The organism is Pseudomonas sp. S9 (genome assembly GCF_000222125.1).
Taxonomy (GTDB): Bacteria; Pseudomonadota; Gammaproteobacteria; order Pseudomonadales; family Pseudomonadaceae; genus Aquipseudomonas; species Aquipseudomonas segetis.
Window position 1 is genome coordinate 298,721 of the sequence record NZ_AFFX01000002.1, and the last position, 22,858, is coordinate 321,578.

The 22,858-nt window shown below is 56.6% G+C and carries 20 protein-coding genes and 3 tRNA genes; 8 read left to right on the forward strand and 15 right to left on the reverse strand.

The annotated features are described in order from the left end of the window. Positions 1–9: 9 nt before the first annotated feature. The 8 genes from PSES9_RS0105180 to PSES9_RS0105215 form a co-directional block, all read right to left on the reverse strand. Positions 10–3,135: an efflux RND transporter permease subunit gene (locus tag PSES9_RS0105180; RefSeq protein WP_010484784.1), complete on the reverse strand. Its 3,126-nt coding sequence runs from the start codon at positions 3,133–3,135 to the stop codon at positions 10–12. Beyond that, complete coding sequence (locus PSES9_RS0105185; protein WP_010484785.1) at positions 3,132–4,598, reverse strand: efflux RND transporter periplasmic adaptor subunit; 1,467 nt, start codon at positions 4,596–4,598, stop codon at positions 3,132–3,134. Before PSES9_RS0105185 ends, PSES9_RS0105180 begins: the two co-directional genes overlap by 4 nt. Beyond that, positions 4,595–5,851 carry a TolC family protein gene (locus PSES9_RS0105190; protein ID WP_010484787.1) on the reverse strand — a complete coding sequence of 419 codons (1,257 nt, stop codon included), beginning with the start codon at positions 5,849–5,851 and terminating at the stop codon, positions 4,595–4,597. Before PSES9_RS0105190 ends, PSES9_RS0105185 begins: the two co-directional genes overlap by 4 nt. Positions 5,852–5,968: 117 nt before the next feature. Continuing rightward, positions 5,969–6,298 carry a hypothetical protein gene (locus PSES9_RS24250; RefSeq protein WP_010484790.1) on the reverse strand — a complete coding sequence of 110 codons (330 nt, stop codon included), beginning with the start codon at positions 6,296–6,298 and terminating at the stop codon, positions 5,969–5,971. A gap of 19 nt (positions 6,299–6,317) precedes the next feature. After that, entirely contained in the window at positions 6,318–6,833 is a 516-nt protein-coding gene (locus PSES9_RS0105200) for a DoxX family protein (protein ID WP_010484792.1), read from the reverse strand. A 12-nt stretch (positions 6,834–6,845) separates the two neighbouring features. Next, positions 6,846–7,619 (reverse strand): HvfC/BufC N-terminal domain-containing protein, encoded by a 774-nt coding sequence (locus tag PSES9_RS0105205; RefSeq protein WP_029529384.1) that lies wholly within the window; start codon positions 7,617–7,619, stop codon positions 6,846–6,848. Positions 7,620–7,621: 2 nt separating this feature from the next. Then, positions 7,622–8,518 carry an MNIO family bufferin maturase gene (bufB, locus tag PSES9_RS0105210; protein WP_010484795.1) on the reverse strand — a complete coding sequence of 299 codons (897 nt, stop codon included), beginning with the start codon at positions 8,516–8,518 and terminating at the stop codon, positions 7,622–7,624. A 25-nt stretch (positions 8,519–8,543) separates the two neighbouring features. Next, complete coding sequence (locus PSES9_RS0105215; RefSeq protein ID WP_010484798.1) at positions 8,544–8,849, reverse strand: BufA1 family periplasmic bufferin-type metallophore; 306 nt, start codon at positions 8,847–8,849, stop codon at positions 8,544–8,546. A 364-nt stretch (positions 8,850–9,213) separates the two neighbouring features. Between PSES9_RS0105215 and PSES9_RS0105220 the strand changes: the two genes are divergently transcribed. Beyond that, positions 9,214–9,969 (forward strand): class I SAM-dependent methyltransferase, encoded by a 756-nt coding sequence (locus tag PSES9_RS0105220; protein ID WP_443216050.1) that lies wholly within the window; start codon positions 9,214–9,216, stop codon positions 9,967–9,969. Positions 9,970–9,990: 21 nt separating this feature from the next. Here the strand turns inward: PSES9_RS0105220 and PSES9_RS0105225 are convergent, their stop codons facing one another. After that, a complete protein-coding gene (locus tag PSES9_RS0105225) occupies positions 9,991–10,629 on the reverse strand; it encodes a TetR/AcrR family transcriptional regulator (protein WP_010484802.1) in 639 nt (212 codons plus the stop codon). A 92-nt stretch (positions 10,630–10,721) separates the two neighbouring features. On the opposite strand from PSES9_RS0105225, the gene PSES9_RS0105230 reads away from it, so the two are divergent. The 3 genes from PSES9_RS0105230 (at position 10,722) to rloA3 (ending at position 15,604) form a co-directional block, all read left to right on the forward strand. After that, positions 10,722–11,825, forward strand: a complete 1,104-nt coding sequence (locus PSES9_RS0105230; RefSeq protein ID WP_010484804.1) for an efflux RND transporter periplasmic adaptor subunit — start codon at positions 10,722–10,724, stop codon at positions 11,823–11,825. Positions 11,826–11,829: 4 nt separating this feature from the next. After that, a complete protein-coding gene (locus tag PSES9_RS0105235) occupies positions 11,830–14,904 on the forward strand; it encodes an efflux RND transporter permease subunit (protein ID WP_010484806.1) in 3,075 nt (1,024 codons plus the stop codon). Between the two features lie 187 nt (positions 14,905–15,091). After that, a complete protein-coding gene (gene rloA3 / locus PSES9_RS0105240) occupies positions 15,092–15,604 on the forward strand; it encodes a retropepsin-like aspartic peptidase RloA3 (protein ID WP_029529386.1) in 513 nt (170 codons plus the stop codon). 81 nt (positions 15,605–15,685) lie between these two features. Here rloA3 and rimO read toward each other — a convergent pair whose 3' ends face one another. Beyond that, the gene (gene rimO, locus PSES9_RS0105245; protein WP_010484810.1) at positions 15,686–17,005 is read right to left on the reverse strand and encodes a 30S ribosomal protein S12 methylthiotransferase RimO; all 1,320 of its coding nucleotides are present in this window, start codon (positions 17,003–17,005) and stop codon (positions 15,686–15,688) included. Between the two features lie 37 nt (positions 17,006–17,042). Here rimO and PSES9_RS24995 point away from each other — a divergent pair, with 37 nt between their 5' ends. Together PSES9_RS24995 and PSES9_RS0105255 are read left to right on the forward strand one after the other, a co-directional pair. Further along, complete coding sequence (locus PSES9_RS24995) at positions 17,043–17,213, forward strand: hypothetical protein (protein ID WP_157998228.1); 171 nt, start codon at positions 17,043–17,045, stop codon at positions 17,211–17,213. Between the two features lie 61 nt (positions 17,214–17,274). Then, a complete protein-coding gene (locus tag PSES9_RS0105255) occupies positions 17,275–17,757 on the forward strand; it encodes a VOC family protein (RefSeq protein WP_010484811.1) in 483 nt (160 codons plus the stop codon). Positions 17,758–17,922: 165 nt separating this feature from the next. On the opposite strand, the gene PSES9_RS0105260 is transcribed toward PSES9_RS0105255, so the two are convergent. Further along, the gene (locus PSES9_RS0105260; RefSeq protein ID WP_010484813.1) at positions 17,923–18,477 is read right to left on the reverse strand and encodes a cytochrome b; all 555 of its coding nucleotides are present in this window, start codon (positions 18,475–18,477) and stop codon (positions 17,923–17,925) included. Positions 18,478–18,871: 394 nt separating this feature from the next. On the opposite strand from PSES9_RS0105260, the gene moaA reads away from it, so the two are divergent. Next, on the forward strand, positions 18,872–19,864 hold the full coding sequence (gene moaA / locus PSES9_RS0105265) for a GTP 3',8-cyclase MoaA (RefSeq protein ID WP_010484815.1): 993 nt from the start codon (positions 18,872–18,874) through the stop codon (positions 19,862–19,864). Positions 19,865–20,023: 159 nt separating this feature from the next. On the opposite strand, the gene PSES9_RS0105270 is transcribed toward moaA, so the two are convergent. The 4 genes from PSES9_RS0105270 to PSES9_RS0105290 all read right to left on the reverse strand — a co-directional run bounded on the left by PSES9_RS0105270 (position 20,024) and on the right by PSES9_RS0105290 (position 21,787). Continuing rightward, positions 20,024–20,100, reverse strand: a tRNA-Met gene (locus PSES9_RS0105270). 203 nt (positions 20,101–20,303) lie between these two features. Further along, positions 20,304–20,380: transfer RNA gene (locus PSES9_RS0105275), tRNA-Met, on the reverse strand. A gap of 120 nt (positions 20,381–20,500) precedes the next feature. Next, positions 20,501–20,577 (reverse strand) — tRNA-Met (locus PSES9_RS0105280). Positions 20,578–21,049: 472 nt separating this feature from the next. Next, positions 21,050–21,787 (reverse strand): GntR family transcriptional regulator, encoded by a 738-nt coding sequence (locus PSES9_RS0105290; protein ID WP_010484817.1) that lies wholly within the window; start codon positions 21,785–21,787, stop codon positions 21,050–21,052. Between the two features lie 216 nt (positions 21,788–22,003). On the opposite strand from PSES9_RS0105290, the gene PSES9_RS0105295 reads away from it, so the two are divergent. Next, positions 22,004–22,828, forward strand: coding sequence for an amidohydrolase family protein (locus PSES9_RS0105295; RefSeq protein WP_010484819.1), 825 nt, complete (start codon positions 22,004–22,006; stop codon positions 22,826–22,828). The last annotated feature ends 30 nt before the right edge of the window (positions 22,829–22,858 follow it).

Below are 22,858 nucleotides of genomic sequence, written 5' to 3' on the forward strand. Positions count from 1 at the left end.
GGTGCTCCTTCAACCTCCGCGCTTTTTACTCATCAATAGATAGGCCGCTGGCAGTACCAGTAGCGACAGCAGTGGTGCGGTGATCATGCCGCCAACCATTGGCGCGGCGATACGACTCATCACCTCGCTGCCGGTGCCGCTGCCCCACATGATCGGCAGCAAGCCGGCAATGATCACCGCCACTGTCATCGCCTTGGGACGTACGCGCTGCACAGCCCCTTCGCGAATCGCCTCCAGCAGAGCGCCTTGGTCCTCTCGTCCTTGTTGCAAGCGCTCAAGCCAGGCGTTTTTCAGGTACAGCAGCATGATTACGCCAAACTCGGCGGCCACTCCGGCCAGGGCGATAAAGCCGACGCCGGTTGCGACCGAGAGGTTGTAATCGAGCAGGTACAGAAACCAGATACCACCCGTGAGGGCGAAGGGCAGTGTGGCCATGATCAGTAACGCCTCTTTCAAGCGCGTGAAGGTCAGGTACAGCAGCACGAAGATAATCATCAGTGTGGCCGGTACCACCAGCTTCAGGCGTGCATTGGCACGTTGCAGGAACTCGAATTGCCCGGCATAGCTCAGGCTCATGCCGGGTTGCAGGGTTACCTGCTGGTTGATCGCGGTGCGCAAGTCGGCCACCACCGACGACAAATCCCGCCCGCGCACATCCACGTAAACCCAGCCGGAAGGACGCGCATTCTCGCTTTTCAGCATGGGCGGACCATCGCTCATCTTCAGCTCGGCAACGCTGCCCAGGGTGATCTGGCTGCCTTGGGCGGTGTAGATCGGCAGGCTTTTCAGACGGCTCAACGAGTCGCGCCATTCACGCGGATAGCGCACATTGATCGGGTAGCGGGCGAGCCCTTCAATGGTTTCACCGACATTGGCCCCGCCAATGGCGCTGGCGACTATTGCCTGGACATCCGCGATATTCAAGCCATGGCGTGCAGCCGCCTGGCGATTGATATCGACATCGATATAGCGTCCGCCGGTGAGCCGTTCGGCCAGTGCGGAGCTGACGCCATCGACCTGCTTGGCAACGTGCTCGACGGCCTGGGTGACCTGGTCGATTTGCAGCAGGTTGGTGCCCGCCACCTTGACCCCGATCGGACTCTTGATACCCGTTGCGAGCATGTCGATACGGTTGCGAATGGGCGCAATCCAGATGTTGCTCAGCCCTGGCACTTTTACGACGCGATCAAGCTCTTCGATCAACTTCTCCGGCGTCATGGATTCGCGCCACTGATCGCGCGGCTTGAATTGAATGGTTGTCTCAAACATTTCCAGTGGCGCCGGGTCGGTGGCACTTTCAGCCCGTCCAGCTTTGCCAAAAACGCGAGCGACTTCCGGTACCGTCTTGATCAGGCGGTCGGTCTGTTGCAGCAGCTCTGCGGCTTTCTGGACGGACAACCCCGGTAGCGCCGATGGCATATAGAGCAGGTCACCTTCATCCAAGGGCGGTAAAAACTCCCCACCCAGGCGCGACGCTGGCCACGCGGCGCTGAGAAAGATCAGCGTGGCAATCACCAGGGTTGTTTTGGGGTTGCGCAGTACCGCGTCAAGCGCTGGCTGGTAGATTTTGATTAAGCCTCGGTTGATCGGATTGTGTTGCTCGCTTGGGATTTTTCCGCGAATCCAGTAGCCCATCAGCACCGGGATCAGGGTAATGGACAAGCCGGCGGCGGCTGCCATCGAATAGGTCTTGGTGTAAGCCAGGGGGGCAAAGAGCCGACCTTCCTGGGCCTGCAGGGTAAAGACCGGAATAAACGACAAGGTGATTATCAGCAGGCTGAAGAACAACGCAGGTCCAACCTCGATGGCGGCATCGCTGATCACTTGCCAATGCTGCTTGCCGCCTAGAGTCTGATTGGGATGTCTGGCATGCCATGCCTCAATCTTTTTGTGGGCGTTCTCGATCATCACCACGGCTGCATCGACCATCGCTCCAATGGCGATGGCCAGGCCGCCCAGGGACATGATGTTGGCGTTGATACCTTGCTGGCCCATGATGATAAATGCGACCAGGATGCCGATTGGCAGCGAAACAATCGCCACCAATGAGGAGCGCAGGTGCAAGAGAAATACCAGGCAGACCAGTGCCACCACGATAAACTCCTCGAGCAGCTTGAAGCCAAGGTTATCAATGGCCCGGTCGATCAGCTCGCTGCGGTCGTAGGTGGTGACTATTTCGACCCCGGGCGGCAGGCTGGCCTTGAGTGATTCCAGCTTGTCCTTGACCGCAGTCAGGGTCTCGCGCGCATTCTTGCCGCTGCGCAGGATCACCACGCCGCCTGCCACTTCACCTTCACCGTCAAGCTCTGCGATACCCCGGCGCATCTCCGGACCGATCTGGATGCTGGCTACATCTCCCAGGGTAATGGGCACTGCGTTTGCATCCAGGCGCAGTGGGATGGCGCGGAAATCGTTGAGCGTATTCAAATAACCCGAGGCCCTGACCATAAACTCGGTTTCGGCGAGGCTCATGACCGAGCCGCCAGTTTCCTGATTGGCCTGGCCGATTGCATCGGTCACCTCGCGCTGGGTGATTCCAAGGTGGACCATCTTCAGCGGATCGAGCTGCACCTGATATTGCTTGACCATGCCGCCAATACTGGCGACCTCGGCCACATTGGGCAGGGTCTTCAATTCGAACTTGAGAAACCAGTCCTGCAGCGAGCGCAACTGCGCGAGGTCATGCCTGCCGCTGCGATCGACCAACGCATACTGATAAATCCAGCCGACCCCGGTTGCGTCCGGCCCAAGCGATGGCTTGGCTCCATCAGGCAGCTTGTCCTGGATCTGGCTGAGGTATTCAAGCACCCGCGAGCGCGCCCAATACAGGTCTGTCCCGTCCTCGAACAAGACATAGACATAGCTGTCGCCGAAGAAAGAGTAGCCACGCACTGTCCTGGCTCCCGGCACCGACAGCATGGTGGTTGTCAGTGGGTAGGTCACCTGATTCTCGACAATCTGTGGCGCCTGGCCGAGGTATGGCGTGCGAATGATGACCTGGACATCGGACAGGTCGGGCAGGGCATCGATTGGCGTATTTTGCACTGACCAAACGCCCCAGACAGTTGCAAAAGCAGTGGCCAGCAGCACCAGCAGACGGTTGCCGATCGACCAGCGAATCAGAGCGGCGATCATGGTTGCACCGCCTTTTCCGTGGGGTGTACTTGTTCGATCAGCAGGCCGTTATCGCTTTCACTCACGGCTATGCGCACGCGATCTCCAGCCTTCAAGCCTGCGAGTAAGCGAGCATTTGCAACCGGGAATTGCATGGTCATTCCTGGCATGGACAATGTCTTGAAAGGGCCGTGGGCAAGGGTGATGCTGTCTGTGTCCAGGCTGATGATTTCGCCTTCGGCCTGGTGCAATGCGCGCTTCGGGGCCTGTGTTTGCGGGTCGTCGAGCGACGTGATCTCGATGCCACGCAGGCTGGCTTCCGAATCCAGCAGGAACTGACCGGAGACGACAACCTGTTGGCCGACCTCCAGGCCCTGGGTGATTTCGACTTGCTGGCCATTCTCCTGGCCGAGCATGACTTGTGTGGGCTGGTAGCGACCATTTCCCGTCGCCAGCATCACCAGGGCGCGACGTCCGCTGCGGATAACGGCCTCACTCGGCACCACTAACCTGGGTTCAGTGGCGATTTGCGCAAGTCGTACGCTGGCACTTTGCCCTGGGCGCAGCTTGCCTTGCGGATTGTCCAGCTCAACGCGTACGCGCAGGGTGCGAGACTGTAAATCAGCTTGTGGCAAGATTGCGCTGATGCGGCCGTTGATTGCCTCCCCAGCAAGCCCAGGCAAATATGCATCAACAGCTTGCCCAGTCGCCAAATGCGCAGCCTGCGCTTCTGGAATCGCGACATCGAGCCAGATACTGTCCAGGCCGTTGATGCGGGCGAGGCTCATCCCGCTGGAAACCGTCATGCCTTGGCGAACATCGAGTTGTTCTATCATGCCGGCAATCGGGCTGGTCACTGTCCACAGCGGCTGTAGTTTCGCGCTGCGTTCGACCTTATCCACAAGGCTGGCGGGCATGCCGACCAGTCGCATGCGTTGCTTGGCAGCGGCCACCAGGTTGGGCTCGCCACTGTTGCGCAGTGCCAGGTAGTCTTCCTGGGCGCTGATCCAATCCGGAACCAGTATGTCCGCCAGTGGGGCGCCTGCGGCAATTACATCTTGGTTTGCGCGTGCATACACACGCTCGACGAAGCCTGTGTTACGTGCCTGCACCACCGCAACATCACGATTGTTCAGGGTCAGGATGCCTGCAGCTTGTATCTCGCGATCAAGCGAGCCCAATGTCACTGTTGCCAGGCGCATGCCAAGGTTTTGCGTGACGCTTGAATCAATGCTGATACCGGCGATATCGCCACCGTCCTCTTCGTAACGGGGCACCAGTTGCATGTCCATGAAGGGCGACTTGCCGGGTTGGTCGAACCTTTGTTGCGGGAACATAGGGTCGTACCAATACAGTGCTTTTTTCTCCGCAGTGGCGGCCGGGCCCGGCATCTGGGGCGAGCGGTCTTTGCTGGCGAGCCAGTAACCGCCGGTTGCGCCGAGAGCAAGTAACAGACTGCTGAAAATCAGGGGTTTGGTATTCACAGGCCAGCCTCTATGTCAGTGAAATACAGGCGCGCGCTGGTAAGTGCCCGCTGTTGTTCGATATCAATCTGTTTCAGTTGCGCCTCTATAAGCCCTTGGCGCGCGCTGATTACGGCTGACAATTGGTTTCGAGCGGCGCGGTAGTCGGCCATCGCCAGCTTGACCCTGTCTCTGGCCAGTGGAATCAAGGTTGCCTGGTTGCGCTTGAAGGCACGGTTCAGGCGTTGGTAGGTCGCAAGGTCGTCCTCTAACTGCTGGGTGTGCATGCGCAGCTGGGCCTGATACTCAGCTTCGATCTTGTCCAGCTCGGAGTGGCGTGCGGCAATCTTTGGGTCCTGGCGTGAGCCACTGAAGACCGGGAGATCAATGCTCAGTTGCAAGCTGACCATGTCTCCGAAATCCTGGTCTCGGTTCTGGTAGGCGACTTCCCAGCTCCAGTCGGACTTTTTCTCGGCCTTGGCTTGGCGAAGCTGAGCTTCTTTCTCGCGGGCCATTGGCTCGTATGCCGCAAGCTCGGGATGGCGCGCGAGGTTATGTGTGTAGTGCTGCGCATCCACAGGCCAGTTGGGCATTGATCCTGTCAGCTTCTCATTCGCTCGCAGTCCGACCCAGCGCCTTAACGCGGCGCGTTGTTGAGCGAGTTCCTGGTGTAGCTGGTCCTCTTGCTCTTCAAGCATTGCCGCCTGGATTTTCGGGGCGACTGCGTCGGCAGTCTGTCCATTGCCGCTGGCAAGACGCGCCTGAACAGCTTTGCCAAGCAGTTGGTTTTCTGCGTACAGCGTCTTGAACAGGGCTATCTTGCGTTCAAGCGCCAAGGTCGAAATCCAGGCCATTGCGGTTTCACGGCGTACATTCAGGCGCTCAATTTGCGCTTCAATGCTGGCGCGCTCGACGCTGGCTTTGGCCGTGTCGATCCGTGCTACACGTTTGTCGCTGTTGAGCATTTGCTGCATCACGCCAATCTTGGTCGATGTCATGGGTACAGCATTGAGTTCGCCGCGATCCGGGCCATTGATGGGGAAGTTTTGCAAGCCAAGCAGTAGCTTTGGGTCAGGCAATTCGCCTGCGGGAATTGCATTGTTGCGTGCGGCCTCAAGCTGAGCTGCTTGAGCGGCTAGTGAGGGAGCATCACGTTCTGCCTCTCGCATTGCCTCTGCGAGGCTCAAGGCGTAGGCACCATCGCTGAGTTGCGTGGCAAGCACAACCACGAATGCCGACGCCAGTGTGCGCAGGCATGGATATCGAAGTTTCATTGCGGTGATTCCGATCATGTTGAAGTCGCGCCCAGTGCGGCCCCAAAAAGCGGAAAGCCAGACACGCAGCGCCCAGCCGGGACCAACCCGGCTGGAACTCAATACATAGAAGAGGAATCAGGCGCGGGGAGGGCGCCAAACACTGTCGGGGGAAGTGGATGCAATGAAGTTGTTTTGCGCCAGGATAGGCGGCTGATGAGCAAAATTTACCGGGGGTTTAATGCTTAGAACCTGAACCATGATGCTATTGGCCTGGCATTCAAGGCCACTTTTGCAGAACTTTTCAGCAATGCTCATCTGCTCGGCGCAGCACTCCATGGCCTGGTGTTGCGCTGAGTTGGTGTTACCCATTGGGCATGGCACACGCATCTGTGCCTGCACCACGCCATTAAAGGCGAGTGTCAGGCAAATCATGATGCGCAGGGCATGCCGAATAAGCAGGTTCATCTAATAGCCGTAGCCGGATTCAGGAGTTGTAACCATAGCGCCGTGCAATCAGGTGGTCTATAGAAAATATGCCAGGCCCTTTGCTCATCAGGATCAACAGCACCGCAGCCCATACCCCATGAGTCGGATAGGCACTTGGATAGACCAGCAGCTGGATAACCAGGGTCATCACCAGCAAGCCGAGCGCGGAGAAGCGTGTGGCAAAGCCAAACAGAATCAAAACCGGCAGCACATGCTCGCCAACTGCAGCCAGGGTGGCTGCAAGTTCAGGGGATAAAAAGGGCAATTTATATTCTTCCGTGAATAATGGAATTGCCGAGGGGGAGAGTGTAGGGATGCCCAGTGTGAAGGTGCCGGAGACTATATCGATTTCAAGGCCAGACACCTTGGTTTGCCCGGATTTCCAAAACACGGCTGCAATGGCAAAGCGACCGATAAAGGCAATCAGGCTGTACGGGATCTGCTTGAACAGCTCGATCGCGTTGCCGACCATGCGTACCGGTGCTGGAGCCTGTGGGTGGGTTGATTCAGTCATGATGCATCCTTGTTAGGCAGCAGAGTTGGAAAGGCTATAGCGGGTGATTGCACCTGTTTGAATCAGGTGGGCCAGCAATGGGGTCAGGTCAAACTCGGGCTCGCAGGCAATGGCGTACTCGGCCGCCTCCGCAAGGGGATGGCTGTCCGTCAGTGCGCCAAGAAAAAGTGCAGCGGCGGTTGATATCTGCAGCACTTCAACTTCCATTCGGTTTCGCAGTATCAGTGCATGCTCGGGGGTATTCGGATTGACCCTGGCGATATCGACATGGCCTTGGTGCGCGGCCCATAGCGAGACAATCGCATGGGGCGAATTAAGTACCGCAAGCGATGGATGCAGGGTGAGCCTCATCTGCTCGAGTGCCGCTGGATCAGCCAGGGCTTGCGCCAGGTGTTCCGGGCCCAATGTGGCTGCATCGGCACTGTGATAGGCCTGGATGCGGGCAAACTCGAGGCGTGCCACATCCGCCAGGTAGGGCAGGCCTTGGGCTGGGGGAAATACCTCCATAAACCGGGCAAAGCTTGCGCCGTAACAAGCCAGAACAGGCGACTGCGGAGGGAATTCGCGGACAAAGACACTGGCCATCGCGCGGAAAAACTCATCACCCACCAGCTGCAGGGTCACAGGAAAGTTGTCGGCCAGCGCATTGATCAATGAACTGATCACATTATTGCGGTACACAGCAAAGCGGCTGTCGCTGGCTGAACCATTCCAGGTTTTAAATTGCCCAGGGCAGGGATGCTGCACCTTGAGCAGTGCGTTGGAGAACTCGTGCTGGTAGCCCATGGTCATGCATGCTCCGGCACAAGTGAATGCTGCGCCAACAGCCCTTGAGCCTGTTGCGCTTCTGCCAGCAGGACCGCAAGGGATGGGATGTCGTTGTCCCGCTCGATCAATGTCGGCAGTGCACCGGTGCGGGCAAGAACATCGCCGTAGAGCGTCCAGACGGCATTGTCTATAGGCGTGCCATGGGCATCTATCAGCAAGCGTTCGCCCAGGCTGTCATGATCCTCGGCAAAACCTGCCAGGTGGATTTCGCCCACCGCCCCAAGCGGCAGTTCGTCTATGTATTGCTGCGCATCCCAGTGGTGATTGACGCAGGACACATACACATTGTTGACGTCGAGCAGCAGGCCACAGCCAGTGCGCTTGATGACCGTGCTGATGAAATCGGTCTCGCTCATGCTCGATTGGCAAAATTCAACATAGGTCGAGGGGTTTTCCAGCAGCATGCGCCGTTGCAAGCGTTCCTGAATGCGATCAATGTGCTCACAGACTCGCGCCAGGGTGGCCTGGTCGTAGGGAATGGGTAGCAGGTCGTTGTAAAAATTCTCGCCGTGGCTCGACCAGGCCAGGTGTTCTGAAAAAGCCTGCGGCTGGTAGCGGTCAAGTAATTCGGCCAAACGGTCCAGGTGATTTTCGTCTATGGCCTGTTCAGAGCCGATCGACAGGCCAACACCATGAATCGACAAGGCATAGCGCTGGCGAATCTGGGTTAGGTAATGATGAAAAGGCCCGCCAGCAACCATATAGTTTTCACCGTGTACCTCGAAAAAGCCGATGTCGGTTTTTTCATTGAGAATCTGTTGGATGTGTTGCGTTTTTAGGCCCAACCCCACCTGTTTAGGCAAGGTTGGTCCATGATCAGGAACGCCTGTGGCATGGGGTAATATGCTTGATGTCATGTGCGGCGCTCCGAATCGGCTGTGTTTAAGCCTTTGGCTTGTACTCGGTCAGTTGGCCAAAGCCTGTTGGCGAAGTCGCGGATTCAGTCTTTTCGCAGGTGCCTGCTGGGACATATTTCCAGGCGTTGGCTTGGTAATCGGTTGTTGAAGTGCCCGCGCAAGTGGTGCCAGCGCCTGCGGCGCAATCGTTTTTACCCTTGAGGGAAATACCGAAGCATTTTTCGTTGTCGGCGGCGTGAGCAGTGGTGACAGCGGCAGAAGACAGTGCCACGGCAGCGCCCAATGCGAGTGCGAGGCTAGCAGCAGAAACTGTACGGGTTTTAGCATTCATAAAGGTGAATCTCCGTTCGTTGGATGCTTAGAGTCAAACTCAGGGATGACGATGGATGCGGCTATCGCCTTGAACGCAGCAACTCGGTCAAAAGGGGATAGATAACCTTTTGCTCAACTTGCGCGTCTGCTGATACAGAGAAGAGATGGGCGGATTTATTACAGAGCGGGCTGAAAAAAATCCAAGAACCCCAAACCTGAGGTTGTTGAAGCGAGCGGGTTGAGCACATGACTCACCTATAGCCGTTCGGCTCTGGCAAAATAGCGTTCCAATAGGCGCGGGTCTTTTTTGCGCAGCCAAGCCCAATCCAGATGCAGACGAACAGATGTTGATGAGCGAAGACAAACATGACGCCGCAGTCCGCATGGATGCGTTGGCGCCTCATTTAGCCGGGGACGCCGCGCAATGGGCGGCGCGGCTGGGCCTGCCGCAGACGGGAGATGCGGCCTTTGCTCTGCAACTGGCCGATAGCGGCTTGCAGTTGGTCGAACTCGGCCCGCAAGCGCCTGGACCGGTGCGGGTGGATTTTGTCGAGGGCGCTGTAGCCCACCGGCGTCTCTTTGGCGGCGGTAGCGGCCAAATGATCGCCAAGGCGGTGGGCATCCAGGCTGGTGTGCGCCCGTCGATATTGGATGCCACTGCCGGGCTTGGCCGCGATGCATTCGTGCTGGCCAGCCTGGGGTGCATGGTGAACATGATCGAACGCCAGCCATTGATCGCTGCGCTGCTTGAGGATGGCTTGGTCCGTGCCGGGCATGACCCCGATGTCGCGCCGATTACCGCACGTATGCGCTTGCATCTTGGCAATGCGATTAACCTGATCAATGATTGGCAGGGCGAGCGACCACAGGTGATTTACCTGGACCCGATGTTTCCCCATCGCGACAAAAGTGCCCTGGTCAAAAAAGAAATGCGCGTATTTCGTCCACTCGTCGGGGATGACATGGATGCCCCGGCCTTGCTGGCGGCGGCACTGCAGTTGGCGACCCATCGAGTGGTGGTCAAGCGTCCGCGTAAAGCGCCGGTCGTGGAAGGAGCAAAGCCTGGTTATGCGCTTGAAGGCAAATCCAGTCGCTACGATATCTATCCGCTGAAGAAGCTGGTTCCCGCCGGCAAGTAAGACCCCGTGATCTGCGAGCGGCTAGTCTGGGCGGTAGGCCCGCATGAACATGGCGACGTGCTGCTCAATATGTTCCAGTGCCGCGTCGCCTTCTAGCGCTTCCTCAAGACCGATCAACACACAAAAGTTGGCCCCGCCCTTGATCAGGCAAAAAAACTGGTCGGCTGCGATATGTGTATCGTCGATTTTTAATTTGCCGCTGGCATTGGCCCGCTCAAGCAAACGCTGCATGGCGTCGAGCAGGCGCTGGGGGCCGGCCTCGAAAAACAGTTTCGAGAGCTTGGTGTCCTGGCCGCTTAGGCTGACCATGACCCGGTGCAACTCGATCGACTCACGGCTGTTGATCAGCGTATGAAAGGCGAGTGCGACCTTAAGCAGGATTGATTCTATTGGGGTTTCATCGGGCAGCTCGAACAGCAGTTCAGGTATCTGCGCTTCGCATTTGGCCTGGACAGCCGCCGAGAACAGCGTCTCTTTGTCTGTAAAGTGGTTGTACACCGTGAGTTTGGATACGCCTGCCTCTGCGGCGATCGCATCCATGCTGCTGCCGTCATAGCCGTTGCGCAGAAACAGCGATTTTGCCGCTTCCAGAATAGCGCTGCGTTTTGCGAGATCCTTTGGGCGACCTGGGCCGTTTGACTGTAACAACTTGTTTGGCATTGGCGATTTTTAATACTGGACTGGTGAGTTTGGTATTTATACTATACCGCTCAGTATAAATATTCTAAAACTTTCCTGAAAGGCCAACGGTCATGTTCCAACATGTCTTTCGAACTGCGCTTCCCCTGAGTCTCATCGCTGTCCTTGCGGCCTGTGGTAATGGTGAGAAAACCGAACCGGTGATACGCCCGGCAATGGTGGTCCAGCCCGTGCCTTCCACTGCGCTAATGGATACCTATCCGGGCGAAGTACGCGCACGCTATGAACCCGACCTGGCATTCCGCATCGGCGGCAAGGTGATCAAGCGTCAGGTTGATGTGGGCGATCGCGTCAAGAAAGGCCAGGCGTTGGCTGAGCTTGACCCACAAGATGTGCGTTTGCAGCTTGAGTCAGCCCGTGCACAGGTGGCTTCGGCCCAGGCGAACCTGCAACTGGTCAAGGCCGAGCGCGACCGCTACAAAACCCTGCAGGGGCGTCAACTGGTCAGCCGTTCGCAGTATGACAATGCGGAAAATCTGTATCGCGCGGGTGTGGCCCGTCTCAAGCAGGCCCAGGCTGATTTCAATGTCGCCAATAACCAGAGTGGCTACGCCGTGCTGGCGGCCTCGCAAGATGGTGTCATTGCCCAGCGTTTCGTCGAGGTTGGACAGGTTGTTGCCGGCGGCCAGACCGTATTTTCATTGGCTGCAGACGGTGAACGTGAAGTCCGTATCGATCTGCCCGAGCAGGCGTACGGCCGTTATCCTGTTGGCCAGCCGGTCGAGATAGAGCTCTGGTCACAACCCGGCAAGCGCTTTAATGGGCATATCCGCGAGATGTCGCCAGCCGCTGATGCGCAATCGCGCACCTTTGCGACCCGGGTTGCATTTGACGCAGGGGATATTCCTGCAGAACTGGGGCAGAGCGCCCGGGTGTTTATTGCCCGTGAAGGGGAAGTTGCCCTGGCCATTCCGCTCTCGGCTTTAACCGCGGATGCGGGCAAGCCATATGTCTGGGTGGTTGATCCGCAAAGCTCGACCTTGAAGCGAACAGCCGTTCGCGTTGGCCCCTACAGTGACAATTCGGTGCCGGTTCTGGCTGGACTCAAGGCCGATGACTGGGTTGTTGCGGCCGGCACGCAAGTCTTGCAGGAGGGGCAGCAGGTCAAGCCCCTGGACCGTGAGAATCGCGCGATCAAGCTGACGGCGAAGGAGTAATCCCATGGATTTCAACCTTTCGCGCTGGGCCTTGCAAAACCGGCAGCTTGTGCTCTACATCATGATTCTATTGAGTGTTATCGGAGCGCTGTCCTACACCAAATTAGGCCAGAGCGAGGACCCGCCGTTTACCTTCAAGGCCATGGTTATTCGCACCAATTGGCCAGGCGCTTCTGCTGAGGAAGTTTCGCGGCAGGTTACCGACCGCATCGAAAAGAAACTCATGGAAACCGGTGAGTACGAGAAGTTGATCTCCTACTCGCGTCCCGGCGAATCACAAGTGACCTTTCTGGCCAGTGATTATCTCAAGGCCGATGAAGTCAAAGAGCTTTATTACCAGGTCCGCAAGAAGGTCGGTGATATCCGACATACCTTGCCACAGGGTATCCAGGGGCCTTTCTTCAATGATGAGTTCGGTGACACCTTCGGCAATATCTATGCGCTGACCGGCAAGGGCTTTGATTATCCCATCCTGAAGGACTATGCCGACCGGATTCAACTGCAGCTGCAGCGGGTCAAGGATGTCGGCAAGATAGACTTGCTCGGCCTGCAGGATGAAAAGATCTGGATCGAACTGTCAAATACCAAAGCCGCGACCCTGGGCTTGTCCTTGGCTGCAGTGCAACAAGCGCTTAACCAGCAGAACGCGGTGACCACCGCTGGCTTCTTTGAAACACCAACTGACCGTGTCCAGGTTCGTGTAGACGGGCGATTCAAAACCCCCGAGGAAATTCGTAACTTCCCGATTCGCGTCGCTGGCCGCACCTTTCGCCTGGGTGATGTGGCCGAGGTCAAGCGCGGTTTCAATGATCCTGCTGCACCGCGCATGCGGTTTATGGGGGAGGATGCGCTCGGTATTGCCGTGGCGATGAAGGACGGTGGCGACATCCTGCAACTGGGGGCTGCGCTGCAAAATGAATTCGCGCGGATTCAACAAACCCTGCCCGCAGGCATGCAACTGCACAAGGTATCTGACCAGCCCGCGGCGGTTAAGACGGGAGTCGGTGAGTTTGTCCGGGTGCTGGCCGAGGCGCTGGTCATCGTATTGCTGGTGAGCTTTTTCTCCCTGGGCCTTCGCACCGGTCTGGTGGTGGCGCTTTCAATACCGCTGGTATTGGCCATGAACTTTGCCACCATGTACTTCCTTGGTATCGGCCTGCATAAAATCTCTTTGGGCGCGCTGGTGCTGGCGCTGGGCTTGCTGGTGGATGACGCCATCATTGCGGTTGAGATGATGGCGATCAAAATGGAGCAGGGCTACGATCGCCTCAAGGCCGCAAGTTTCGCCTGGACCAGCACGGCCTTTCCAATGCTGACCGGCACGCTCATTACCGCTGCTGGCTTCTTGCCAATTGCTACCGCGCAGTCCGGAACCGGCGAATACACCCGTTCGATCTTCCAGGTGGTGTCCATTGCACTGCTGGTTTCGTGGATTGCGGCGGTGGTCTTCGTACCTTATCTGGGGGCCAAGTTCCTGCCAGACCTGGCCAAGCTGCACGCACTCAAACACGGCGGCAGCGAAACCGGGCACGATCCCTATGCAACGCCATTCTATCGACGTGTACGGCGCATCATCGCCTGGTGCGTGCGTCACCGAAAAACCGTCATCGTGATTACCGTGGCGATGTTTTTGACCTCGTTGGCGATGTTCAAACTGATTCCGCAGCAGTTTTTCCCTGCGTCCAATCGTCTTGAATTGATGGTCGATTTGAAGCTGGCCGAAGGCGCCTCCCTGCGTGCCACCGAAGCGCAAGTCAGTCGCCTGGAAGACATGCTTAAAGAGCATGATGGCATCGATAACTACGTGGCTTATGTGGGCACGGGTTCTCCGCGTTTTTACTTGCCGCTTGACCAGCAGCTACCGGCTGCGAGTTTTGCCCAGTTTGTGGTGCTGACCAAGAATATCGAGCAGCGTGAGGAAATCCGCAGCTGGCTGATTAAAACCATGAATGAGCAATTCCCGACCTTGCGCACACGCATTTCGCGCCTGGAAAACGGGCCGCCGGTGGGTTATCCGATTCAACTGCGGGTTTCGGGGGAACATATAGACAAGGTGCGGGCGTTGGCGCGACAGGTTGCGGTCAAGGTGCGTGAAAACCCCTTCGTAACCAATGTTCACCTTGACTGGGAAGAGCCAAGCAAAGTCGTGCGGGTCAATATCGACCAGTCTCGTGCTCGGGCCCTTGGCATTACGTCTGAGGATGTGGCCAACTTTTTGCGCTCTACCCTGGTGGGCAATAGCGTGAGTCAGTTCCGCGATGATGACGAATTGATCGAGATACTCCTGCGCGGCACCGATCAGGAGCGCCGTAGCCTGGACATGCTGCCGAGCCTGGCGATCCAGACCAGCAGCGGCAAGAGCGTTGCGCTGTCACAAGTGGCAACGCTGGAGTATGGCTTTGAAGAAGGCATCATCTGGCACCGTGAGCGCTTGCCAACGGTCACGGTGCGCGCCGATGTCTACGGTAAGGAGCAGCCATCAAGCATTATCCAGCAAATATTGCCGACGCTTGAGCAAGTGCGCGAGCAGCTGCCAGCGGGTTATTTGTTGAACGTCGGCGGTACGGTCGAAGACTCGGCCAAAGGTCAGAAATCGGTCAATGCTGGCATGCCGCTGTTTATCGTGGTGGTCTTGACCTTTCTAATGCTGCAGCTGAGAAGCTTCTCGCGCACGGCGATGGTGTTTATCACTGCGCCACTGGGGCTGATTGGCGTGACCTTGTTCCTGTTGCTGTTCAACCAGCCCTTTGGTTTCGTCGCCATGCTCGGCACCATCGCGCTGTCGGGCATGATCATGCGCAACTCGGTGATTCTGGTTGACCAGATCGAGCAGGATATCAGTGCCGGGCAAGACCGCTGGAACGCAATTATCGATGCCACTGTACGGCGGTTCCGTCCCATCGCCCTGACTGCGTTGGCTGCGGTGCTTGCAATGATCCCGTTGTCCCGCAGCATCTTCTTCGGGCCGATGGCGGTGGCGATCATGGGCGGCCTGATTGTCGCGACGGCCTTGACGTTGCTATTTCTGCCCGCGCTCTATGCAGCCTGGTTCAGGGTCAAGGAGCAGCCACAAGGCTAATGTTCAGGCTCGCGCAAGGGAGCTATTGCGCGTTTGACTTGTCTACCCCCTGGTGCAGCGTGCAATAAGCGCTGCGCCTGGGGCATGCCCATCAACAGCAGCCTTGGCAATACGGCCTGTACTTCACAGTGTTTCCACATGCGAGAGTGCATTGCATGCAGGCTGTTCACTCAACGAGGGCATCACTTTGAAATTGTCGTATATAAAAGCACTAGCCATATCTGTTTTCGCTTTGGGCCTTGCCGGGCCGGTCGTTGCAGCTCAGTCGGCCAAGGTTTTTGGTTGGGTTGAAGAGGGTGAGATCGAGCCGGAAGGCATCGCCGTCAAGATCAAGCTCGACACTGGCGCCAAGACTTCATCAATGGATGCCAAGGACCTGGACCGGTTTAGCAAAGATGGCGATGAATGGGTACGTTTTAATATTGAGCTCAAAGACACTGATACCGGCAAGCTGAAAACCATGGAGGTTGAGCGCAAAGTCGTGCGCAATATTAAAGTGCGGGGTGCCGGCGGCTCAGAGCGTCGTCCGGTGGTGATGATGAGCATGTGCATTGGCGACCAGGTCTACAAGGAACAGTTCTCACTGAAAAACCGTGGCAAGATGAACTATCCCGTGCTGATTGGCCGTAGCACCATCGAGCACTTGGGCTTGGTCGATGTCTCCAAGACATTCACCAGCGAACCCAATTGCAAAAAATAGCCATTGTTGGCAAATATCAGCCATGAAAAAGCCGCGATTATCGCGGCTTTTTCATGGCGTCTGGCTTAACCGTTCGTGGGTTTAGACCAGTTCGGCCCACATGTCGTATTCGTCTGCATCGACAATCACTACCCGGACCTTATCGCCCGGTTTTACGTCGGTGCTGGCAATAAATACGCTGCCGTCGATTTCCGGGGCATCGGCGTAGCAGCGAGCCACGGCGCCTTGATCGTCGACTTCATCGATCAACACATCCATCTCTTTGCCGACTTTCAGTTGCAGGCGGGCGGTGCTGATAGCTTGTTGATGCGCCATGAAGCGATCCCAGCGATCCTGCTTGACATCGTCCGGCACCAAGTCGTCGAGCAGGTTGGCAGGTGCGCCTTCAACCGGGGAGTACTGGAAGCAGCCCACGCGGTCGAGTTGAGCCTCAGTCAGCCAGTCGAGCAGGTATTGGAAGTCTTCCTCGGTTTCGCCGGGGAAGCCAACAATAAAGGTCGAGCGGATGGTCAGTTCCGGGCAGATTTCCCGCCAGCTCTTGATTCGCGCCAGGGTTTTGTCTTCAAAGGCCGGGCGTTTCATCGCTTTGAGCACTTTCGGGCTGGCGTGCTGGAACGGAATATCCAGGTAAGGCAGGATCTTGCCGGCGGCCATCAAGGGGATGAGTTCGTCGACGTGCGGGTATGGATACACATAATGCAAGCGTACCCAAACGCCCAGGCTCGAAAGCGCCTCGCACATCTCTGTCATGCGGGTCTTGACCGGCCGGCCGTTCCAGAAATCGGTCTTGTACTTCACATCAACGCCATAGGCGCTGGTGTCCTGGGAGATAACCAGCAGCTCTTTTACACCGGCTTTAACCAAACGTTCAGCTTCGCTCAACACTTCGCCAACCGGGCGGCTGACCAGCTTGCCTCGCATCGACGGAATAATGCAGAAGCTGCAGCTATGGTTACAGCCCTCGGATATTTTCAGGTAGGCATAGTGGCGCGGCGTCAGCTTGACGCCTTGTGGCGGCACCAGGTCGATCAGCGGGTTGTGATCCTGGCGTGGCGGTACCACTTCATGCACGGCATTGACCACTTGCTCGTACTGCTGCGGACCTGTGACCGAAAGCACACTTGGATGAACCTCGCGGATCGAACCTTCTTCAACGCCCATGCAGCCAGTGACAATGACCTTGCCGTTTTCCGAAATGGCTTCGCCAATCACCTCCAGCGACTCAGCCTTGGCACTGTCGATAAAACCACAGGTGTTGACCACCACCACGTCGGCGTCTTCGTAGGTCGGCACGACCTCATAACCTTCCATACGCAACTGGGTCAGGATACGCTCGGAGTCCACCAGGGCCTTGGGGCAACCCAGTGAAACGAATCCGACTTTCGGGGCGGTGGTGGACATGGGGCAAACCTCTGGCTACGAGCGGCGGACACGAAGCATGTCCGTTGATCAAAAAGTGCGCAATTCTAGCGGCGCTTTGTGCAGTTTTCCAGTGTATTCGCTGGCAATTGTCAGTGCTGAGCCAGTGACGGGCGGTAGCTGTTGCCAGGTGTGGGCAAAACTGGCGGCTGAAGCTGGCCAGGCCGGTTATCGCATTGCCAGCAATTAGAGCAAATGGCTTGTAGGCGTTGGCTAGAATATCTGTCTCAGGGATCTGCTGGAGAACCAGAATGACTAGCAAGAATACCGTTTGCATTTGGTATAACGGCGACGCTTTGGATGCCGCGAACTTCTACGCTGAGACGTTTCCGGATAGTGCAGTCGGCACCGTTTATCGTGCCCCCATGGATTACCCGGCTGGTAAAGAAGGTGATGTCTTGACCGTGGAGTTCACGGTGATGGGCGTTGCCTGTCTCGGGCTTAATGGTGGCGGAGGGGTGAAGCATAGCGAGGCATTTTCGTTTCAGGTTGCCACCGATGATCAAGAGGAAACGGACCGCCTCTGGCATGCAATTGTTGAGAATGGCGGCCAGGAAAACGTTTGTGGCTGGTGCCAGGACAAGTGGGGGCTTTCATGGCAAATCACCCCGCGCGCATTGTCCGCCGCGATAGCCCATCCGGATCCGGCTGCGGCCAAGCGCGCATTCGCAGCCATGATGCAGATGACCAAGATAGACATCGCCAAGATCGAAGCTGCGTTAGCAAAGCTTTGAAAACCTACTGCGCTCGATATTACGGCGTTTAACAGCTGCGCCGCTTTTGACTCGTTGCTTGTCCTGTCTTAGCCCGCGACCTTTTTAGAGGACCTCTGGCAGGCGATTAGCCCCACAAGTCAGCCCGGCCCTGAGTAAATCAAGCCGGGCGCTATTGAGCTGGAGTCAGTTCGAGTTGCGCTGTGGCAGCATGCGGACCAGGGTGTTGTCGCGCAGAATGTAGTGGTGGGCGAGACCGGCCAGGGCATGCAGGCCGATCAGCCAGTAGCCGGTGGTGCCTGCCAGTTCATGCCAGTATTTGATCTGCTTGGCCAGGTCCGGGTTTTTAGCCAGCAAGGCAGGCAGCTCCATGCCGAAGAAGGGGATTGGTTTACCCGCGGCACTGAGAAGCAGCCAGCCAGCTAAGGGCGCGCCTATCATCAGGGCGTAGAGTGCTAAATGCATAAGGTGGGCGGGAATCGCCTGCCATTGCGGAATCGCCGGGACGATTTTCGGCGTTGGCGCGATCAGGCGTGCCAACAGTCGCAGCCAGACCAGGGCAAACACCGACAAACCCAGCATAAAGTGCCATTGCTTAAGCAGTTCCCGGGTGTCGCTGCCTTTAGGGAAATTGCCTTTCAGCTCGATGCAGCTGTAAACCCCGATGAGCAGAAGGACCATTAGCCAGTGCAGGCCAATGGACAGGCGTCCGTAGCGGAGTTCGGTGTTTTTCCAAGTCATAGTCTGGGCTCATCAGGTTATTCGGGGTACGAATAGTAAGGGTTTAAACTTAAGCATTACTGAACAAAGATATAACCGCTGGCGATGCGCAGGTATTTCAGCCCAAAGCTTGACTTAGGTCATTTAACGACTAGGCAGGGCTGTCCAATAGACCATGCACGGCCTCTCTAGAATAGGCCTTGCTGAGGGCTAGTATAGCTTGGGTGCTGTCTCGGGTCGGGATGCAGGTTTTTAGCAGGGGCGCTGACTGCTTTCGAGTTAGTCGGTATGACTGATCGATAGACACTATAGTTATCAGGTAATCTGGGATAATTCGCTGCGCCGGGTGGCTGGCAAAAGCCGTTTGTGTATCCTGTGGATGAATCAAGGTATTTGCTGAGTAAAGGAGTCAGGCATGCACAGTAACTTGCAGGACGGATTCGGTCGTCGTATCGATTACCTGCGTATGTCAGTGACCGATCGCTGCGACTTTCGGTGTGTGTACTGCATGGCCGAAGAAATGACCTTTCTGCCGCGCCAGCAAATTCTCTCGCTCGAAGAGCTTTACCGGCTGGCGGCGTTGTTTGTCGGCCAGGGCGTCAAGAAGATCCGTCTCACTGGCGGCGAGCCATTGGTGCGCAAGGGCATTGTCGGCCTGTGCGAGCAAATTGCCGCGCTGCCAGGTCTGCGTGAACTGGTAATGACCACCAACGGCTCGCAATTGGTCAAGCTGGCCAAGCCGCTTGCCGAGGCGGGGGTCAAGCGCTTGAACATCAGCCTGGATAGCCTGCAGGCTGATAAATTCCGTGCCATTACCCGCACCGGTGAACTCAAGCAGGTGCTTGATGGCATCGAGGCGGCGCGTGATGCCGGCTTTGAGAGCATCAAGCTCAACACGGTGGCAATGGCCGGGCGCAATGCCGACGAGGTATTGGACCTGGTCGAATACGCCATGGCGCGCGACCTGGATATTACCTTTATCGAGGAAATGCCATTGGGGGACGTGGGCCGTTCCCGTGGCGAGAGTTTTTTCTCCAGTGACCAGGTGCGTGCGCTCATTGCCCAGCACTATTCAATTATCGACAGTGCCGAGCAAAGCGGTGGTCCGGCCCGATATATTCGGCTGGAGGGGCATGACAAAAGCCGCGTTGGTTTTATCTCGCCGCATTCGCATAACTTCTGTGCCACTTGTAATCGCGTGCGCCTGACCGTGGAAGGGCGTTTGCTGCTCTGCCTGGGGCATGAAAACTCAGTGGATCTGCGCGCGCTGTTACGTCGTTACCCTGAAACCGACAAGCCTTTGTTGGACGCTGTTGCCGCAGGCATGCAGCGCAAGCCCGAGCGGCATGAGTTCAGCCACGATGACCAGATTCAAGTGGTGCGCTTTATGAATGCCACGGGAGGCTAAAGCCCGATTCGCTTAGCACCAAGGCCGCAAATGCGGCCTTTGTGGTTTTTGCAGGCCCAGCAACGACGCTCAGCAATCTATAGAAGCTCTGGCGTTTAAAGGGATTGGCAAACAGACAGGCACAAAAAAGGCCACTCGATTGAGTGGCCTTTATATGTTTGGTTGCGGGAGCCGGATTTGAACCGACGACCTTCGGGTTATGAGCCCGCCGAGCTCCCAGCCTGCCCCATCCCGCGGCCGCCATTCTATCTATCTGAGGCTCAGTGTCAAACCTAATCTGAAATAAAACTGTTTTCTGTTCAGTTGCTTAGGCTAGATCAGCGGCTGGGTTGGCAAATACAGGAAGAGGCAGAGGAGGGCGCGACAGCGCTTGGCTACAAACAAGGCACACAGCAAAAGGCCCCGGCAGTTTTCACTGTCGAGGCCTTATGCATGAATCTGGTTGCGGGAGCCGGATTTGAACCGACGACCTTCGGGTTATGAGCCCGACGAGCTACCAGACTGCTCCATCCCGCGCCGGCCATTCTATAGAGATGAAAGATTCTGTCAATCTATTTCTGCTTTTTAATCAATTAGTTAAATCGTAAATAATGCAGATACAAAAAAGGCCACTCAATTGAGTGGCCTTTGGATGTTTGGTTGCGGGAGCCGGATTTGAACCGACGAACCTCGGGTTATGAGCCCGACGAGCTACCAAACTGCCCCACCCCGCGGCCGCCATTCTATCGCCTGAAACGCTGCGGTCAACCACCAAACTCAGAAAAAACTGCTTTTTGTTCAATTGCTTAGCGATTGTCGCTAAGCGCGTTAGAGCTACAGCCCTTGTGTGCTGCAGCTTTGCGCGCTTTTATGGCAGTTCATCGGACTGTCATGAAAATAGAGCGTTATCGACTTATCGCAATGACCTAGCTCTGCCACTGGGTGTTGCGCTAGAGTCCGTCATATTTTTCGCGAGGTGGTCATGGCCCATACATGAAAAGACTGGGGTACAGCCGTTGCGGCAACAGATAAAAAATGCCCTGCCTGTGGTGCAGAGCTGGCGGCTAAACCCAAGTTATTGCCCATCGCCGCTTTTATGCTGATTGTGATTTTGGTGATCCAGGCCTATATGGATAAGCCAGAGAACAAGGAGCCTGCAGCAACCGAACCGGCCAAGGCAGCGAGCCAATAACCGCTGCATCTGGCTTATGAAATCTCGATCTGGTAACGAAAGGTATCAGCCGCGCCCCTGGATATGCGGTATTCAAGCGGGGTGTTGTCGTAGCTCAGGGCTGTTCGCTCAATGACCACAACCGGTTTGCCGCTGTCGATCCCGAGTGCGGCGCTGGTTTGTGTGTCCGCCAACTCCACGGTCAGGGTTTCCTTGGCCGATGCCACCAACTGCCCACACTGTTGCTCATAGAATGGGTAGAGCAGGTTGCCGAAATCCTGCGGGTCTACCTCAAGCAACTTGGCGAAGCGTGAGGCGGTTAGCCAGATCACCTCGGTAAAAATCGCCCGCTCGCCGCTCGTCCTGACACGTTGCATGCGGATGACTGTATCCGACGCGCTGAGTTTGAGTGCATTAACCACTGTTTGCGGGGCGGGTTCGAGGCCGAGGGTGACAATCCGGCTTTGTGGAACCTGATGTTCGCCCGAACTGTTGGTTTGCCGGAAGAAACGAAAGAGCGAAGAGTTGAAATCTGGCCTGCGGACATAGGTGCCGCGGCCTTGGCTGCGTTGCAGCAAACCATCAACAACCAGCGTGTCGACGGCCTTTCTGACCGTACCGATCGCTACGTTGTAGGTTTTGGTGAGCTCTGCCTCTGTCGGGATTGGCTCTCCCGGACGCCATTCGCCAGAGGCTATCTTCGCAAGAATTTCGTCGCGCAGCCTTTGGTAGAGCGGTAAGCGCTGATCTGAGCCAAGTTTTAACCCATTCATACATAGATCCAGACGATTTTTCCTGCCTACTTTAGCACTGACCAGTGACATCTGAGCCTTGTTGACAGTTGTCTTTGCTAAATATATGGTCGTCCATTCATATATATGAATGTATGAATAAGTAAAAATGCCTGAATGGCGCGCCATGAGTCTTCTGGAAAAATCGCAGTGGTTTTTCAGGGATTCACCAAGAACAATCGGCCAAGGTAACGACCTATGACCTCTTCACAACTGTCTGGCATCGACACGCACGCGCACATCTTTAGCCGCGATCTGCCGCTGGCTTCCGGCCGGCGCTATAACCCCGACTACGACGCGCTGGTCGAGCAATACTTGGCATTGCTCGACAGTTGCGGCTTGGCCCATGGCGTGCTGGTGCAACCCAGTTTTCTCGGTACGGACAACAGTTTTATGCTCGCCGCGCTGGATAAGTATCCTGAGCGCCTGCGCGGTATTGCCGTGGTTATGCCGAGCATCAGTGCCGATGAACTGGGTCGCCTGGCTGCATCTGGCGTGGTTGGCGTTCGTTTGAATCTGGTCGGCCAGCAGTTGGAAGACTACTCAACTGATTGCTGGCAGGCTTTTTTCCAGCGAGTCGCCGCGTTGGGCTGGTCGGTTGAAATACAGCGCCGCATTGAGGACTTGGCGCAGATACTCCCAGCAATACTGCAAAGCGGTGTCAATGTGGTGATTGATCACTTTGGATTGCCCCGTGGTGGCATCGATCCACAGCTGGCAGGCCACAAGGCCTTTCTCGAATTACTTGCCAATCAACAGGTGTGGCTCAAGCTTTCGGCGCCTTATCGCAGTGATTTAACCGCGGAGCAGGGTGCGGGTGTGTTCGAGTTGTTGCGCGCTGCCAGTGGCGGGGTTGAGCGCATGCTTTGGGGCAGCGACTGGCCCCATACCCAGTTCGAGAACTCGACCAGCTACCACGAGCAGTTCCAGGGTATCCAAGCGCTGCTGGGCGATCCGCTTGAGTGGCAAAAAGTCATGTGCGCAAACCCTTCGCAGCTCTTTAAGTTCGCGAACACTATCTAACGCATTACAAGAATAATTGGCGGGTCTGAA

Excerpts from the sequence above, each read along its gene's own strand:
- PSES9_RS0105180 (WP_010484784.1), bottom strand. The coding sequence starts at position 3,135 with ATGATCGCCGCTCTGATTCGCTGGTCGATCGGCAACCGTCTGCTGGTG.
- PSES9_RS0105190 (WP_010484787.1), bottom strand. The coding sequence starts at position 5,851 with ATGAAACTTCGATATCCATGCCTGCGCACACTGGCGTCGGCATTCGTG.
- PSES9_RS24250 (WP_010484790.1), bottom strand. The coding sequence starts at position 6,298 with ATGAACCTGCTTATTCGGCATGCCCTGCGCATCATGATTTGCCTGACA.
- PSES9_RS0105200 (WP_010484792.1), bottom strand. The coding sequence starts at position 6,833 with ATGACTGAATCAACCCACCCACAGGCTCCAGCACCGGTACGCATGGTC.
- PSES9_RS0105205 (WP_029529384.1), bottom strand. The coding sequence starts at position 7,619 with ATGGGCTACCAGCACGAGTTCTCCAACGCACTGCTCAAGGTGCAGCAT.
- bufB (WP_010484795.1), bottom strand. The coding sequence starts at position 8,518 with ATGACATCAAGCATATTACCCCATGCCACAGGCGTTCCTGATCATGGA.
- PSES9_RS0105215 (WP_010484798.1), bottom strand. The coding sequence starts at position 8,849 with ATGAATGCTAAAACCCGTACAGTTTCTGCTGCTAGCCTCGCACTCGCA.
- PSES9_RS0105220 (WP_443216050.1), top strand. The coding sequence starts at position 9,214 with ATGGATGCGTTGGCGCCTCATTTAGCCGGGGACGCCGCGCAATGGGCG.
- PSES9_RS0105225 (WP_010484802.1), bottom strand. The coding sequence starts at position 10,629 with ATGCCAAACAAGTTGTTACAGTCAAACGGCCCAGGTCGCCCAAAGGAT.
- PSES9_RS0105230 (WP_010484804.1), top strand. The coding sequence starts at position 10,722 with ATGTTCCAACATGTCTTTCGAACTGCGCTTCCCCTGAGTCTCATCGCT.
- PSES9_RS0105235 (WP_010484806.1), top strand. The coding sequence starts at position 11,830 with ATGGATTTCAACCTTTCGCGCTGGGCCTTGCAAAACCGGCAGCTTGTG.
- rimO (WP_010484810.1), bottom strand. The coding sequence starts at position 17,005 with ATGTCCACCACCGCCCCGAAAGTCGGATTCGTTTCACTGGGTTGCCCC.
- PSES9_RS24995 (WP_157998228.1), top strand. The coding sequence starts at position 17,043 with ATGTCCGTTGATCAAAAAGTGCGCAATTCTAGCGGCGCTTTGTGCAGT.
- PSES9_RS0105255 (WP_010484811.1), top strand. The coding sequence starts at position 17,275 with ATGACTAGCAAGAATACCGTTTGCATTTGGTATAACGGCGACGCTTTG.
- PSES9_RS0105260 (WP_010484813.1), bottom strand. The coding sequence starts at position 18,477 with ATGACTTGGAAAAACACCGAACTCCGCTACGGACGCCTGTCCATTGGC.
- moaA (WP_010484815.1), top strand. The coding sequence starts at position 18,872 with ATGCACAGTAACTTGCAGGACGGATTCGGTCGTCGTATCGATTACCTG.
- PSES9_RS0105290 (WP_010484817.1), bottom strand. The coding sequence starts at position 21,787 with ATGAATGGGTTAAAACTTGGCTCAGATCAGCGCTTACCGCTCTACCAA.
- PSES9_RS0105295 (WP_010484819.1), top strand. The coding sequence starts at position 22,004 with ATGACCTCTTCACAACTGTCTGGCATCGACACGCACGCGCACATCTTT.